This is a genomic window from Mycolicibacterium aichiense (genome assembly GCF_010726245.1).
GTDB lineage: Bacteria > Actinomycetota > Actinomycetes > Mycobacteriales > Mycobacteriaceae > Mycobacterium > Mycobacterium aichiense.
In genome coordinates this window covers 1950073-1964836 of record NZ_AP022561.1, presented here as the reverse complement: position 1 = coordinate 1964836, position 14764 = coordinate 1950073, and the positions used below count along the sequence as shown (strand labels likewise).

Annotated in this window: 13 protein-coding genes; 5 read left to right on the top strand and 8 right to left on the bottom strand. The window is 67.4% G+C overall.

The genetic code is table 11. From position 1 onward, the window contains the following. The first annotated feature begins 52 nt into the window (after window positions 1-52). The 3 genes from G6N32_RS09485 to ngg all read left to right on the top strand — a co-directional run bounded on the left by G6N32_RS09485 (window position 53) and on the right by ngg (window position 5390). A complete protein-coding gene (locus G6N32_RS09485; protein WP_115319379.1) occupies window positions 53-1624 on the top strand; it encodes an amino acid permease in 1572 nt (523 codons plus the stop codon). 191 nt (window positions 1625-1815) lie between these two features. After that, a complete protein-coding gene (locus tag G6N32_RS09480) occupies window positions 1816-3624 on the top strand; it encodes an N-acetylglutaminylglutamine amidotransferase (RefSeq protein WP_115319378.1) in 1809 nt (602 codons plus the stop codon). Beyond that, window positions 3621-5390 carry an N-acetylglutaminylglutamine synthetase gene (ngg, locus tag G6N32_RS09475; RefSeq protein WP_115321039.1) on the top strand — a complete coding sequence of 590 codons (1770 nt, stop codon included), beginning with the start codon at window positions 3621-3623 and terminating at the stop codon, window positions 5388-5390. The genes G6N32_RS09480 and ngg overlap by 4 nt, the downstream gene beginning before the upstream one ends. 2 nt (window positions 5391-5392) lie before the next feature. Here ngg and G6N32_RS09470 read toward each other — a convergent pair whose 3' ends face one another. From G6N32_RS09470 to G6N32_RS09450, 5 genes are all read right to left on the bottom strand, one after another. Then, a complete protein-coding gene (locus G6N32_RS09470; RefSeq protein WP_115319377.1) occupies window positions 5393-5956 on the bottom strand; it encodes an alpha/beta fold hydrolase in 564 nt (187 codons plus the stop codon). Between the two features lie 61 nt (window positions 5957-6017). Then, on the bottom strand, window positions 6018-6689 hold the full coding sequence (locus G6N32_RS09465; protein WP_115319376.1) for a hypothetical protein: 672 nt from the start codon (window positions 6687-6689) through the stop codon (window positions 6018-6020). A gap of 5 nt (window positions 6690-6694) precedes the next feature. Continuing rightward, the gene (locus G6N32_RS09460) at window positions 6695-8206 is read right to left on the bottom strand and encodes a cobyric acid synthase (protein WP_115319375.1); all 1512 of its coding nucleotides are present in this window, start codon (window positions 8204-8206) and stop codon (window positions 6695-6697) included. Window positions 8207-8279: 73 nt separating this feature from the next. Next, window positions 8280-9140 (bottom strand): type I methionyl aminopeptidase, encoded by an 861-nt coding sequence (map, locus tag G6N32_RS09455; RefSeq protein ID WP_115319374.1) that lies wholly within the window; start codon window positions 9138-9140, stop codon window positions 8280-8282. A 9-nt stretch (window positions 9141-9149) separates the two neighbouring features. Beyond that, window positions 9150-9725, bottom strand: a complete 576-nt coding sequence (locus G6N32_RS09450) for a DUF1707 SHOCT-like domain-containing protein (protein ID WP_115319373.1) — start codon at window positions 9723-9725, stop codon at window positions 9150-9152. A gap of 43 nt (window positions 9726-9768) precedes the next feature. Here G6N32_RS09450 and G6N32_RS09445 point away from each other — a divergent pair, with 43 nt between their 5' ends. Then, the gene (locus G6N32_RS09445; protein WP_170310588.1) at window positions 9769-10170 is read left to right on the top strand and encodes a QcrA and Rieske domain-containing protein; all 402 of its coding nucleotides are present in this window, start codon (window positions 9769-9771) and stop codon (window positions 10168-10170) included. Window position 10171: 1 nt separating this feature from the next. Here G6N32_RS09445 and G6N32_RS09440 read toward each other — a convergent pair whose 3' ends face one another. After that, window positions 10172-11086, bottom strand: coding sequence for an NAD(P)H-dependent flavin oxidoreductase (locus G6N32_RS09440; RefSeq protein ID WP_115319372.1), 915 nt, complete (start codon window positions 11084-11086; stop codon window positions 10172-10174). Between the two features lie 201 nt (window positions 11087-11287). Between G6N32_RS09440 and G6N32_RS09435 the strand changes: the two genes are divergently transcribed. Then, window positions 11288-11518: a hypothetical protein gene (locus G6N32_RS09435; protein WP_232077579.1), complete on the top strand. Its 231-nt coding sequence runs from the start codon at window positions 11288-11290 to the stop codon at window positions 11516-11518. Window positions 11519-11527: 9 nt separating this feature from the next. Here G6N32_RS09435 and G6N32_RS09430 read toward each other — a convergent pair whose 3' ends face one another. Continuing rightward, window positions 11528-13351 (bottom strand): penicillin-binding transpeptidase domain-containing protein, encoded by a 1824-nt coding sequence (locus G6N32_RS09430; RefSeq protein ID WP_115319370.1) that lies wholly within the window; start codon window positions 13349-13351, stop codon window positions 11528-11530. A 526-nt stretch (window positions 13352-13877) separates the two neighbouring features. Further along, the gene (locus G6N32_RS09425) at window positions 13878-14732 is read right to left on the bottom strand and encodes a GNAT family N-acetyltransferase (RefSeq protein ID WP_115319369.1); all 855 of its coding nucleotides are present in this window, start codon (window positions 14730-14732) and stop codon (window positions 13878-13880) included. Between the last annotated feature and the right edge of the window lie 32 nt (window positions 14733-14764).

Below are 14764 nucleotides of genomic sequence, written 5' to 3'. Positions count from 1 at the left end.
CAGGAGAGCGCCGGTGGGCGCCTCTTCGTCATCACGCCCAGAAGGAGAAACCGTGCCAGAGGGTCACGAACTACTCGACGACGACGAAAAGCACCTCGCCAGCCTCGGGTACACCCAGGAGCTGCACCGGTCCTGGTCCGGCTTCAGCAATTTCGCCATCTCGTTCTCGATCATCTCGATCCTGGCCGGCTGCTTCACCTCGTTCGGCCTCGGCTGGAACAACGGCGGCCCGGCGGCGATCGCCTGGGGCTGGCCGATCCTGTCGGTCTTTATCCTGCTCATCGGGCTGTGCATGTCCGAGCTGGTGTCGGCCTTCCCGACTTCGGGTGGAATCTATTGGTGGGCAGCCAAACTCGGCGGCCCGAAGGCCGGGTACTACACCGGCTGGCTGAACCTGATCGGCCTGATCGCGATCCTGGCGTCGGTGGCCTACGGGTCGGCGACGTTCCTGGACCTGACGCTGGGCACCTTCAGCGAGAGCTGGCTCGCCGGCTACAGCCTGACCCGGACGTTCATCATGTTCCTGGTCATCCTGGTGATCGTCGCGACCATCAACATCTTCTCCAGCCACCTGCTGGCCGTGATCAACAACATCTCGGTGTGGTGGCACGTCATCGGCGCCGCCGCAGTGATCGTGATCCTGTGGCTGATCCCCGCCCAGCACGCCAGCTTCTCCACGGTGTTCGCCACCACGGTCAACAACACCGGCTTTTTCGGCGGATCCACCTCCGGATTCGGCTTCCTGCTGTTCGTGCTGCCGATGTCGGCGATCCTCACGCAGTACACGATCACCGGCTACGACGCGTCGGCCCACTTGTCCGAGGAGACCAAGAGTGCGGCCGATGGCGCGGCGAAAGGAATCTGGCGGTCGATCTTCTATTCCACGATCGGTGGCTGGATCCTGCTGCTGAGCTTCCTGTTCGCGGTTCAGGACGTCGATGGCGTGACGACAGGCGGTGGCGCGGTCGCCACTATCTTCAGCCAGGCGATGGACTCCAAGTGGGTGGCAATCGTGCTGCTGATCTCCACCGCCGGGCAGCTGTTCTGCACCACGGCGTGCCAGACCAGCGCCTCGCGGATGCTGTTCGCGTTCAGCCGCGACCGGGCGGTGCCCGGCCATCAGCTGTGGTCCAAGCTCAGCACCAAGAAGGTGCCCGCCAACGCCGTCATGGTCACCGCGGCCATCGCTGCTATCTTGACGCTGCCCGCGCTGGTCCAGGTGGACATCAATGGCGCCCCGGTGCCGATCGCGTTCTTCGCGGTGGTCTCGATCGGGGTGGTCGGCCTCTATCTGTGCTTCGCGGTGCCGATCTACTACCGCTGGAAAGCCGGTGACTCGTTCCCGCTGGGCAAATGGAATCTCCGGGGACACCACAAGTGGATGGCACCTCTGGCATTGGCCGAGATCATCATCACCTCGATCATCGCGATGTTCCCGACGTCGATCGGCGGTGCGCCGTGGGACGCGAGCTTCGAGTGGAAGTACGTGAACTACACCCCACTGGTGGTCGGCGGCGTGCTGATCCTGCTCTACATCTACTGGCACGCGTCGGTGAAGAACTGGTTCACCGGGCCGGTGCGGCAAATCGACATCACCGGAGAAGAACTGGAGGGGGTTTCCTGAAACAGGAGGAGACCACACCCCAGGCCCGCCGCGAGGCGGGCCCCGCGCCCCTCGTGCCCCACGGCCGAGGGGCGCGGTTTGTGTGAAGCCCCGTCTTGTGTGAGCACCGTCTCGGTCCGGGTTAAGACTCGTTCGTCGCGGGTAAATAGGAAAGCCGAAGGTAGCGAAACAGACGGGATTGGTCGGGAACGATGTGTGGAGCGGCGGGTGAAGTCCGTCTCGACAATCAGGCCCCCGATGTGGCCGCGGTGGCTGCGATGGCGGAGACAATGGAGCCTCGCGGGCCGGATGGGTCAGGGGTGTGGTCGCAGGGCCGGGTGGCGCTCGGCCACCGCAGGCTGAAGATTATCGATCTGACCCCAGCGGGCGCCCAGCCGATGGTCGATGCCGAGCTCGGACTGACCATCGCCTGGAACGGCTGCATCTACAACTACGAAGCCCTGCGCGACGAGCTCGCCGGACACGGTTACCGGTTCTTCTCCCACAGCGACACCGAGGTGTTGCTCAAGGCCTACCACCACTGGGGTGACCGGTTCGTCGACCGGCTCTACGGGATGTTCGCCTTCGCGATCACCGAGCGTGACAGCGGACGAGTCCTGCTCGGTCGCGACCGGTTGGGCATCAAACCGCTGTACATCAGCGAGGATTCCCACCGCATCCGGTTCGCGTCGTCACTGCCCGCCCTGCTGGCCGGCGGTGGTGTCGACACCCGCATCGACCCGATCGCGCTGCACCACTACTTGACGTTCCATTCGGTGGTCCCGGCCCCACGCACCATCCTGTGCGGTGTCCGCAAGCTCTCCCCCGGCACCCTGCTGGCCATCGAGCCTGACGGCAAGCGACGTGAGATCACCTACTGGGCGCCGGATTTCAGCCGTCGCGCGGACCGGTCCGACTGGAGCGAACGCGACTGGGAGGACGCGGTTCTCGACTCGCTGCGTGCCGCCGTCAAGCGCCGCCTGGTCGCCGACGTGCCGGTCGGCTGCCTGCTCTCGGGCGGGGTGGACTCCAGCTTGATAGTCGGCCTGCTCGCCGAGGCCGGCCAGCAGGGACTGTCGACCTTCTCCATCGGCTTCGAATCGGTCGGCGGCGTCAAGGGTGACGAATTCGTCTACTCCGACATCGTGGCCGAGCGGTTCGGCACCGACCACCACCAGATCCGCATCGACACCGCCCGGATGCTGCCCGCGCTGCAGGGCGCGATCGGCGCGATGAGCGAGCCGATGGTCTCCCACGACTGCGTGGCGTTCTACCTGCTGAGCCAGGAGGTCGCCAAGCACGTCAAGGTCGTCCAGTCCGGCCAGGGCGCGGACGAGGTGTTCGCCGGCTACCACTGGTATCCCCCGATGGCCGAGCCGGACGCGGCCAGCGTCGACGGTTCCGTCGCGCGCTACCGCGGTGCGTTCTTCGACCGAGACCATGACGGCGTCGCAGCACTACTCGCTGACGACCGGCTCAGCGGCCGTGAGGATCCCAGCCTGTCATTCGTCGCCGAGCACTTCGCCCAACCCGGCGCTCAGACGGGCGTGGATCGGGCATTGCGGCTCGACACCACCGTGATGCTGGTCGACGATCCGGTCAAGCGTGTCGACAACATGACGATGGCATGGGGGCTGGAGGGACGGGTGCCCTTCCTCGACCACGATCTGGTAGAGCTGGCGGCGACCTGCCCGCCCGAGCTCAAGACCGCCCACGGCGGTAAGGGTGTCTTGAAAGAGGCTGCCCGGCAAGTGATTCCGGCAGAGGTGATCGACAGGCCGAAGGGTTACTTCCCGGTGCCCGCGCTGACCCACCTGGAAGGTCCGTACCTGGAAATGGTCCGTGACGCGTTGTACGCGCCGGCGGCCAAGGAACGCGGCCTGTTCCGGCCAGAGGCGGTCGAACGGTTGCTGGCCGATCCCAACGGCCGCCTGACCCCGCTGCGCGGCAACGAACTCTGGCAGATCGGACTCCTTGAGCTATGGCTGCAGCAGCACGGCATCACGGGGCCGGCGGCATGAGCTCCTCGTCGCACACCGAGGCCATCACGATGAGCCTGCACGAGGCCTCGCCCGAAGAACTGGTCCGCGAGATGTCGGACGATGTGGTGCTCGAATTAGGTTGGGGCCGATTGATTTTCGGGCAGACCTTCGAAAGCCCCGACAAGCTGGCCGCGGTGCTGCAGCAGGAGGAGCAGGGCCGGCGCGACATCTGCATCTACGCCCGCGAATCGCATGTGCTGGTGGCCAAGTCGCCGGCCGAGCTGTTCATCGACCCCAGCCACACCTACCGCTGGCGGCTGCACCCCGACGACCCCGACGTGCCAACGCCGGCCGGGTTCACCGTGCGCCCGCTGCGCGATCAGGCCGAAGCCGACGAGATGAACCGGGTGTACGTGCGCTGCGGCATGGTCCCGGCGCCCACCGAACTGATCTGGAACAACCACCTGCACTGCGACGCCGTGGAGTATCTGGTCGCGGTGCGCGATGACGACGGGTCGGTGGTCGGCACGGTCACCGGCGTCGACCACAAGCGGCTGTTCAACGATCCCGAGGACGGGTCCAGCCTGTGGTCACTGGCCGTCGACCCGACCGCCAGCCTGCCCGGTATCGGCGCATCGCTGACCCGCACACTGGCCGCGGTCTTCCGCGACCGCGGCCGCGCCTACCTGGACCTCTCGGTGGCCTACGACAACGCCGCGGCGATCGCGCTGTACGAGAAGCTCGGTTTCCAGCGCGTCCCGGTGCTGGCCGTCAAGCGCAAGAACGCGATCAACGAGCCGCTGTTCACCCCGGCGTCTGAAACTGTCGACGATCTGAACCCCTACGCGCGCATCATCGCCGACGAGGCCATGCGGCGCGGAATCCGCATCGAGGTCCTCGACGCCGAGACCGGTGAGATGAGGTTGTCCTTCGGCGGGCGCAGCGTGGTGACGCGAGAGTCGTTGAGTGAATACACCTCCGCTGTCGCGATGAGCCGCTGCGATGACAAACGACTGACCCGTCGCATCGTGTCCGAAGCCGGCATCGTCGTGCCGCGGGGCCGCCTGGCCACCTTCGACGGCGACGACCACGCCTTCCTGGCCGAGGTCGGCGACGTCGTCGTCAAACCGACCCGCGGCGAGCAGGGCAAGGGCATCACCGTTGGCATCGACAGCCCCGAGGCGCTGGACGCCGCCCTGGCCCGCGCCCGTGAACAGCACCCCGAAGTGCTGATCGAACAGCGCGCCGGCGGTGACGATCTTCGCCTGGTGGTCATCGACGGCAAGGTCGTCGCGGCCGCACTGCGCAAACCGGCCGAGATCGTCGGCACCGGCAAACACACCGTCCGCGAGCTCATCGAGACCCAGAGCCGACGCCGCGCCGCGGCCACCGGTGGCGAATCCCGCATCCCGCTCGACGAGGTCACCGAAGCGACTGTCGCCGAAGCCGGTTGGTCGTTCGACGACGTCCTTCCCGAAACCGAGCGACTGCGCGTGCGCAAAACCGCAAACCTGCACCAGGGCGGCACCATTCACGACGTGACGGCCATCGTGCATCCCGAGTTGTGCCGGGTCGCGGTGGTGGCGGCCGATGCCATCGGTATCCCGGTCACCGGCATCGATCTCCTGGTGCCCGACGTGACCCGCGACGAGTATGTGTTCATCGAAGCCAATGAACGGCCCGGACTGGCCAATCACCAGCCACAGCCCACCGCACAGGCTTTCGTCGACTTCTTGTTCCCCGGACAACCGGGCCTACCGCAGGCGTGGACTCCCAGCGAGGCGACGGACGCACCGCTTCGCTAGATTCACCAGGTGCTGGTGCGCAAGACGATCTCCGCGGCCAACTGCGCGGTGGACTCGGCGGCATTGCGCCTGCCGGTGAACTCCACCACCCGGTAGTCGCTGTACACGTAGCGCTGACTGGCCCTGGCCAGGGCCCGGGCGGCGGGGGTGCTGACCAGCGCGGTGGTATTTATCTCCACCGGCGGGCAATCCTCGTCGCGGACCACGCCGTTCTGGTCGGGGACGCGCGGGTGTCCCCGATCGATCACGACGAGGCCGGTGAACCGGTCCAGCCGGGTGGCCGCCAGTTCCCACGCGAGTTCGGCGCCCGCGCGGTCCCCCACCAGGATTCCCCACCGGACGTCGAGAGCGTCGAGGATGCCGATGACCGCTTTGGGATGTAGCCGAGGGTCGGCGCCGATGACGACCGTGCGAACCGACGCCGTGTGCAAGCGTTGGCAGACCCCGTCATAGGCGGCCGGAGCATGCTGGGCCGCGCCCAGCAGGACGACATAGGGGCCCTTCTCCGGTCCGGTCACGCTGACCGGGACGGGGAACCCGTCGACAGTCACCATCGTCGAAGGCATTTCGCCACGTTACTGCGAAAGTGGCGTACCCGAGGCAGTTTCCGCAGGGTTCCTCATCTCCTCAGATCGCGTTACGGATCTTCACAGCTTGTTTGGCAAACACGTCCAGGAATGTCTGCGGCAGAGACGCTTTGGCATCGATACTGGGATCAGGTGTGGGAAAAGCGATTCCGAAAACTCCATACCGGCCCACATTCTGGAACGCCATGTAAACACTACTGGCCGAACCCATCAGCTGCATCGTTTGCTGATACGCCAGTGCATCATCACTCAAGCCGGGAAGTTCGGTCGTGGTGATCGGGATGCCCTTGCTCCTGGCGTCGAAGTAGGCTTCGAACTGGGCGCAGCGGCCCGCCGCCGCCTCGAGCTTGTCCAGATCCAGGGGCCACGACAACACCGTCATCACGATGCGCGCGCCGTCGTAGGTGGCCGCGTATTTGGCCGCGCTTCCCGGCCCGCGCTCAGCCGAATCGGCGATCACATTGGTCAGGGCGTTCGCGCAACCGTCCGGTCGCGAGCGCATCGACGGCGGACTACCGGTGTTGTCAGGTTGACCGAGCTGCTCGACGATGCGGTCGTACTGCACGCCGGGCGGGAAATCGGCGGGCGCAAGCGTGGCCTTTTCCAGCGTGGCGCCTGGCCACGTCGCGGTGCCCGACACCGTCGATCCGCAACCGGCGACGACCGCGACCGCGACCGCCGACGCGGTGACCAGAACTGCCCGACCCGACATGAGTTTCAGGGTAGGCGATGCAATTGGGTGCTCACCGTTGGACGCACCGGCGCACCGCCGCTGATCAGCGACAACAGCGTATCGATGTCGAGGTGGGCGACCAGCAGATCGGCCATCAGATCGAGCTGGGCATCGCGGCGCGCCGGCACGCTGACATCGGTCGCGACCTCGAAACCGGTCCGGCCCGCGGCCGCCGCTGCGGCGGTGAGCCAGCCGCGCCGGAACTCGTCGTTGTCCAGCAAGCCGTGCCAGTGGGTGCCGAACACCGCGCCTCGCACGTAACCCTGGACATCGCCGTCGGCGTCGAACCAGCTGTCCTCGCCGCAGCGGGATACCCGGCCGTGGTGGATTTCGTAGCCACTCAACGGACTCTGCCAGTGCCGCAGCACCTTCGCGGGCGCGAAGTCGATCTCGGCATCCAGCAGGCCCAACCCGTCGACATCACCGGTGCGGGTTTCGACGGTGTCACCGATGCGCCGCGCCAGCATCTGAAACCCGCCGCAGATGCCCAGCACCGGGCGACCGGTCTGCGCGTGCGCGGTGACCGCATCGGCCAGGCCCCGCTCCCGCAACCAGCCGAGGTCAGCGACCGTGGCCTTGCTGCCGGGGATGATGACGACGTCGGCGTCGGCCAGCTCGGCCGGCTCGCCGACCCAGCGGACCACAACACCCGGTTCGCAGGCCAGCGCTTCGACATCGGTGGAATTGGAGATGCGCGGTAGCCGGATTGCCGCGACGCGTAGCCGCTGCTCGCCGCGCGGCGGAGCCGGAACACCGACCACATGGCCCGCCACCACCGACACCGAATCCTCGGCGTCGAGCCACAGCTCGTCGCTGTAGGGCACGATGCCGTAGGTGGGCCGGCCGGTGAGCTCGGCGAGCTGGTCGAGGCCGGGGGCCAGCAGTGCCGGATCCCCGCGGAACTTGTTGACGATGAAGCCCGCGATCAACGCCTGATCCTCCGGTGACAGCACCGCGACGGTGCCGAAAAGGTGAGCCAGCAGACCACCGCGGTCGATGTCGCCGACGATAACGACCGGCAGATCGGCCGCCCGGGCCAACCCCATGTTGGCCAGATCGGTTGCCCGCAGGTTGATTTCGGCCGGGGATCCCGCACCTTCGCACAACACGACATCGAATTCCGCGCGCAGCGACGCCAGTTCGTCGGCGACCACCCCGGCGAGCCGGTCGCGATGATGGATGTAGTCGGCCGCGCCGACCGTGCCGACCGGGTGGCCCCTGACCACCAACTGCGAGGTGCGGTCGCTGCCGGGTTTGAGCAACACCGGGTTGAACCGGGTACTCGGCGCCAGCCCTGCCGCCCGCGCCTGCATACCCTGGGCCCGGCCGATCTCGCCGCCATCGACGGTGACCACCGAATTGTTGCTCATATTCTGCGCCTTGAACGGCGCCACACGAATTCCCTTGCGCACCAACAGTCGGCACAGTCCCGCGACGACCATCGACTTGCCGGCGTCCGACGTGGTGCCGGCGATCAGCAGCGCGCCCCCGCTCACTTTTTCCCCGCGAGCGTGCGGTTTCGTACGCAACACGCCGCGGACCGCGTACGAGGACGCACACTCGCCACGACTAAGGCGCCAGCGTCAGAATTTCCGCGCCGTCTTCGGTGACGACCAGCGTGTGCTCGAACTGTGCGGTCCACTTGCGGTCCTTGGTGGCGACCGTCCAGCCGTCGTCCCAGATCTCGTAGTCCAGCGCCCCGAGGTTGATCATCGGTTCGATGGTGAACGTCATCCCCGGTTCCAGCACGGTCTCCACCTCAGGCTGGTCATAGTGCAACACCACCAGTCCGTTGTGGAAGGTCGTGCCGATTCCGTGACCGGTGAAGTCGCGAACGACGTTGTAGCCGAACCGATTTGCGTACGCCTCGATGACCCGGCCGACCACCGACAGGGCCCGCCCGGGCTTGACGGCCTTGATCGCGCGCATCGTCGCCTCGTGCGTGCGTTCGACCAGCAGACGGTGCTCCTCGCTGACCTCGCCGGCCAAGAAGGTGGCGTTGGTGTCACCGTGGACGCCGTTGATGTAGGCCGTCACGTCGATGTTGACGATGTCGCCGTCCTCGACGACGGTCGAGTCGGGGATGCCGTGGCAGATGATCTCGTTCAGCGAGGTGCAGCACGACTTCGGAAATCCCTTGTAGTGCAACGTCGAGGGGTAGGCGCCGTGATCGATCATGTACTCGTGGGCGATGCGGTCGAGCTGATCGGTGGTAACCCCCGGTGCGACGGCCTTACCCGCCTCGGCCAGTGCACCCGCGGCGATCCGGCCGGCGATGCGCATCTTCTCGATCACCTCGGGCGTCTGGACCCACGGCTCGCTGCCTTCGGCGACCGTCGATTTACCTACGTATTCCGGTCGCTCGATCGCCTTCGGGACAGGCAGTTCCGGTGCAACGGTTCCGGGCCGGAGTGCGGTACGTACGGGCATGTTGTCAGCCTAGTGGCGACGCAGCAGCGGACGCTTGGGGCCGCGAACGTTGACCGACCCCATGACCACCCGCCCGGTGAGCACGACGTGCGGGGTGCCTTCGGCCGGAGCGTCCTTGCGACGGTCGCGGGCGCTGCCGGCATAGACGGTGACGTCGTCGATGGACGCGCTGGCGCCCTCGGGCAGCCGCAAATCCAACGACCCGCGCACCATGTCGAGCTCGATCACCACGACCGGCCCGGCGAACCGGGCATTGGTCAGGTCTAGGTCGACCGAACCCAGGCGGCGCACCAGCGCCAGCCGGGTAGGCACCGTCCACTCACCCTGCCGCCTCAGCGACCCCATCCAGCCTCGCAGCTCGACCCGGTCGGCCGCGGAGGTGACGATCGCACCGGGCCCCGGCAGGTCGTCGACCAGAACCTCGAGATCGGAATGCATCCGCGCCGCCGACACCTGCGCGGAGCGCTCCTCGAACTCGCCGATGTCGATCAGCCCGAGCGCGACGGCGTTGTGCAGCCGCCGCAGCGTTCCGTTGCGGTCGGCGTCGGAAACCCGCAGCCCAGGGGTGTGTTCGATTCCGGTCATGGCCTATCCACGGTACCTGCTCGACCTCGACTAGCCTGGGCCGATGAGTGCGTCCATCTCTGGGCTGCCGCGCCGAACAGTCCTGATCGGGGCCGCCGTCGCTCCGATCGCCGCGTGCAATTCCAATACCGGTGAGCTGGTATCCCCGCCGACGACCAGCGCGCCGGGTCAGGTGCTGGCGGCGACCACCGACATCCCGGTGGGGTCGGGCAAGGTGATCGGCGACACCGTCGTCACCCAGCCCACCGCCGGCGTCTTCGAGGGATTCGTGGCCCGGTGCACGCACGCCGGCTGCAAGCTGTCCACGGTGACCGACGGAACGCTCGATTGTCCGTGCCACGGCAGCAGGTTCGGCCTGGACGGCGCCGTGCTCCGCGGCCCCGCCGTGACTCCGCTGGCCCAGGTCCCGGTGAAGGTGGCCGGCGGCAACGTCGTCGCCGGCTGAATCAGAGCCGGGCGGCGGCCCCGGCGAGGATGCCCTGCGCGCCCAGCCAGGTGTCGCGGACGATGTCAGCGACCGGCAGCACGTCGCCGATGCGCGACGAGACCTGACCGGTGTTGGCCACGCTGGCCTCCATGTCGCCCTCGAAGTAGAGCTCGGTGACACCCCTGATCAGCGGCGCTGAGGCACCCTCGGTCGACACCCGGCGGGCCAGACCGACGTGCAGCACCCGCATCGTGGGATTCCCGGGAAGGTCGAGCAGGATCGTCCCCGAGTCGTCGGCGGCCACGATGGCGTCTTTGAAGTTGGCGTGCACCGCGGCCTCGCGGCTGGCCAGCATGCGGGTGCCCATCTGGACACCCTCGGCCCCCAGTACCACCGCCGCGGCGGCCGAGCGGGCGTCGCAGATCCCGCCCGCCGCGATCAGGGGCAGGTCGACCCGGTCGGCGATCAGCGGCAACAGCACCAAGGTGGACGCGCCGAGCGCCGATTTGAATCCCCCGCCCTCGACGCCCTCGACCACCAGCGCGTCCACGCCGGCATCCACGGCTTTGAGCGCAGCCCGCAGCGATCCCACCACGTGCACCACCGTCATGCCTGCGTCGTGCAGCCGCGCGGTGAACAGCGCCGGGTCGCCCGCCGAGGTGAACACGTGGCGGATGTTCGCGTCGGCCAGCACGTCGACGATCGACGGGTCCCGTTTCCAGCCCTGGATCATCAGGTTGGCGGCCACCGGCCGGTCGGTCAGATCACGCACCCGAAGCAGGTCGGCGCGACCTTCCGGGGTGAGCGTTTCGATCACGCCGAGTCCCCCGGCCTCGGACACCGCCGCGGCCAACGGCGCCCGCGCGATGTAGGTCATCGGAGCCTGCACGACGGGGTAGGCAATGCCCAGCAGACTCTGAATCCGGTTCGCCACGCCTCATCTAAACACCGGGCTTCCGGTCGCCGTGACCAGGCATCGACTCGCTGCGACTCATTACGGTCCCGTGCAGATTTGGCAAACTGAGGTAGAATCGCCGAAACACTTCCTAGCTGCGTATTGCGAGGTGATCTGATGCGCTATCAAATAATTGCCCGGCGGATGTCGCCCCCCGATAGCCGCGATTATCGCCATCTTGTGGCGGTTCAGTATCAAGTCGGAAACGATGTCGACAGCTGTCGCCGCGAGCACATGGTCCGCCGGCTCGAGCGCGGCGACACCGCCTACGTCGCGAGCGACCGGCATCACTCCGAAGTCGGCGTCTTCGACCTGAACACCGAGCGGGCGTTGCGGAGGTCCAAGTATCTGCGCAGCTACGGTGACGACGACTTCTGGAACGAGAGCCTGTCGTACCTGCCGACGTTCTGAGGCCTGGAGTTACGCCAGGTAGTCGGCAGGGAGCTCCTGCAGCATCATCTTGACCATCCGAACCGCGTACTCCGAACTTCCGCCGCCCACGATCAGCGCGGCGAACGCCATGTCGCCGCGGTAGCCGGCGAACCAGGCGTGCGATCCGCCCGCGAACTCGGCCTCACCGGTCTTGCCGCGCACGTCGCCGGCGTCATTGATGTCCTTCGCGGTGCCGTTGGTGACCACCAGGCGCATCATCGGGCGCAGCCCGTCGAGCATCGCCGGAGTGATCGGCGGATGATCACCGGTCTCGGACGTCTGGCTTCCCACGATCAGGTGTGGGGTCGGCGTCTTGCCCGCAGCCACGGTCGCGGCGACCAGCGCCATCCCGAACGGCGTGACCAGGACCTTGCCCTGGCCGAATCCGTCCTCGGTGCGCTCGGCCAGATTCACCGTCGGCGGCACCGTGCCGGTCACCGTGGTCAGCCCGTCGATGGTGTAGTCCGGACCGATGCCGTACTGCGAGGCCGCCACGGTCAGCGCGGTCGGGGGCATCCGGCTGGCCAGTTCGGCGAACGTGGTGTTGCACGAATTGGCGAATGCCTTGGACATCGGGACCGTGCCGAGGTCGAACTTGTTGTAGTTCGGCACGGTTCGGTGGCCGATGTCGATCTCACCTGGGCAACCGAGCAACGTGTTGGGGGTGGCCATGTTGCGGTCGATGGCCGCGCCGGCCGTGATGATCTTGAACGTCGAGCCGGGCGGATACAGGCCGGTGGTGGCCGCCGGCCCGTCGGCGTCGGCCGCTGCATTCTGCGCGACGCCGAGGATCTCGCCGGTCGACGGTCTGATCACCACGAGCATCGCCTTGCGGCCCTGGGTGTCGACGGCGTGTTGGGCGGCGTTCTGCACGGACCGGTCCAGGGTGATCGAAATCGACGGCGCCGGAGTGGGCGCCACCTCGTGCAACACGTCGATGTCGGCGCCGTTCTGGTTCACGCTGACGACTCTCCAGCCGGCCTCGCCGTCGAGTTCGTCGATCACCGCCTTCTTCACCTGGCCCATCACGGCCGGGGCGAAGCGGTCGTCGGTGGGCAACAGGTCGGCCTGCGGGGTGACGACGACGCCGGGCAGCATGTCCAGCGCCTGAGCGACCTTGTCATGGTCCACCGGCTTGAGGGTGACCAGATCCAGAGGGGCGCTGGACGAGCTGGCCTGCTCGGCGAGGCGCTGCGGATCCAGGGTGTTGTCGAACTGGCGCAGCTGGTCGGCGACCACCCGCGAGGTGGACATCAGCGCGGCACCCGCCTTGGCGGCGTCGAGCTGGTAGCGGTACAGGTTGGCCGGGGCGAGCACGTCGGTGCCGCCGAGTTCGTTGACCGAGGCCCGCCGCGGCGGATCAGAGCGCAGCGAGAAGTGCTGGTGTTCACCAAGTTTCGGATGCAGTCCGGCTGGGGTCCAACGGACATGCCAATTGCCCTCGTCGCGGATCATCTGCAGCACGCCGTCGTAGGTCCAGGTCCGTTTCTTGGGCAGCTGCCAGGTGAAGCGGTAGTTCACGCTGCCGGTGTCCTCGGTGTAGCGCGAGCCGAGGATCTGGGCGTCGAGGTGGGTGGCCTGCAGGCCGGCCCATGCCTCGTTCAGCGCGGCCTGGGCGTCGGCCGGGCGGTCGGAGAGCTGGGCCGCCGACGCGGTGTCCCCCTTGGTGAGGTCGGCGAAGAACTTCTCCGCCGCCGGTCCCGGCCCATCGGGGCGCGGGGTGCATGCCGACAGCGTCGCCGACGCCGCCACCACCGCCAAAACCGAGATGACGCCTGTTACTCGTGTTACTAGTGAGGTGCAAGTAGCCATTGGGGCAAATGTTATGAGCCCGTGACCGGAAAGTGCCGCAAACACACCGCGGCGAACTCGATCGGAACCTCAGCGATGCCCGGCGAGAGTCACCGGATCGATGCGAGCGAATACTCCGCTATCAGGGGCTGATCGGGCTTCTGGCTCCAGGATGGGGCGTCCGGTTGAAGAGTCTGACCCGGATCCGGCGGGCGAGCGAGTCGAGGAAGCCTCGCGGACTAGCCTCTGCGGGAACACTTTTGACGGCCTTCGCCACCGGTTTCTTCGCCCGCGGTGCGCGCGGCCGGCTCACGACGGCGCCTCGTCGGCGGACACGACACCGCGCACCGGCCACCCATCCCGAGCATGGCCAGCCATCAACAGAACCCCGCATGTCGACCCCCCGATTCGACACCGCGAACTGAGCGCAAACCGTGAGTTGCCTGCGATCTCCCGGCAATGGCGCGACTTGCGCCGCGCCTCAACCACATCAGGCGGGATCGAGACAATCGGGTTGTCCGATCGAGCAAACGAAATATGACGACATTCAGTCGAGCAGGACGGTCGCGAACATCCCGACCTCGGCGAAACCCACGCGCGCATACGCCGCACGGGCGACCGCGTTGAAGCTGTTGACATAGAGGCTTGCGATGCGGCCGCTGTTGACCACCGCGGCGGCGACCGCCGCGGTGCCCGAGGTGCCGAGCCCGTGGCCGCGCCACTCCGGATGCACCCACACGCCCTGGATCTGGCCGACCACCGGAGACTGCGAACCCACCTCCGCCTTGAACACCACCTGCCCGTGCTCGAAACGGGCGTAGGCCCGGCCGGCCGCGATCAGGCTGGCGACCCGGCGGCGATAACCCCGCCCGCCGTCGCCGATCCGTGGATCGATACCGACCTCGCCGATGAACATGTCGATCGCGGCGACCAGGTAGGCATCGAGTTCATCGACCCGCACGCGTCGCACGGCCGGATCGATCCGCGAGGACGGCGCCACACCCAGGGCCATGAGGGGCTGGTGGTCGCGCACGTCGCGCGCCGGCCCCCAGGTGTGCTGCAGGCGGTCCCAGAGCGGCAGCACAAGCTCGGCCCGGCCGACCAACGAGGAGCAGCGCCGGGCGGTGCTCATCGCCTTGTCGGCGAACGCATACAGGTCGGGCTGCGCACCGCGCAGGGGAATCAGATTCGCCCCGGCGTAGCAGAGCGATTCCTCGGCACGCCTGCGCGTCCACAACTCGCCACCGATCGCCTGCGGCTCGACGCCGTGGTCGGCGACGCGGGCGGCGACCATGCAGGAGCCGACCGGATCGTCGGCCAGTACCCGGTTCACCGCCGCGGCGTCGCGCACCACCGACACCCGTCGCTCGTCGACCAGACGGAACAATGGCGGAGCCGACATGGGCCTTACTTTCTGCGGACTGAAACCCCGGC

Excerpts from the sequence above, each read along its gene's own strand:
- G6N32_RS09480 (WP_115319378.1), top strand. The coding sequence starts at position 1,816 with ATGTGTGGAGCGGCGGGTGAAGTCCGTCTCGACAATCAGGCCCCCGAT.
- ngg (WP_115321039.1), top strand. The coding sequence starts at position 3,621 with ATGAGCTCCTCGTCGCACACCGAGGCCATCACGATGAGCCTGCACGAG.
- G6N32_RS09470 (WP_115319377.1), bottom strand. The coding sequence starts at position 5,956 with ATGCCTTCGACGATGGTGACTGTCGACGGGTTCCCCGTCCCGGTCAGC.
- G6N32_RS09465 (WP_115319376.1), bottom strand. The coding sequence starts at position 6,689 with ATGTCGGGTCGGGCAGTTCTGGTCACCGCGTCGGCGGTCGCGGTCGCG.
- map (WP_115319374.1), bottom strand. The coding sequence starts at position 9,140 with ATGCCCGTACGTACCGCACTCCGGCCCGGAACCGTTGCACCGGAACTG.
- G6N32_RS09450 (WP_115319373.1), bottom strand. The coding sequence starts at position 9,725 with ATGACCGGAATCGAACACACCCCTGGGCTGCGGGTTTCCGACGCCGAC.
- G6N32_RS09445 (WP_170310588.1), top strand. The coding sequence starts at position 9,769 with ATGAGTGCGTCCATCTCTGGGCTGCCGCGCCGAACAGTCCTGATCGGG.
- G6N32_RS09430 (WP_115319370.1), bottom strand. The coding sequence starts at position 13,351 with ATGGCTACTTGCACCTCACTAGTAACACGAGTAACAGGCGTCATCTCG.
- G6N32_RS09425 (WP_115319369.1), bottom strand. The coding sequence starts at position 14,732 with ATGTCGGCTCCGCCATTGTTCCGTCTGGTCGACGAGCGACGGGTGTCG.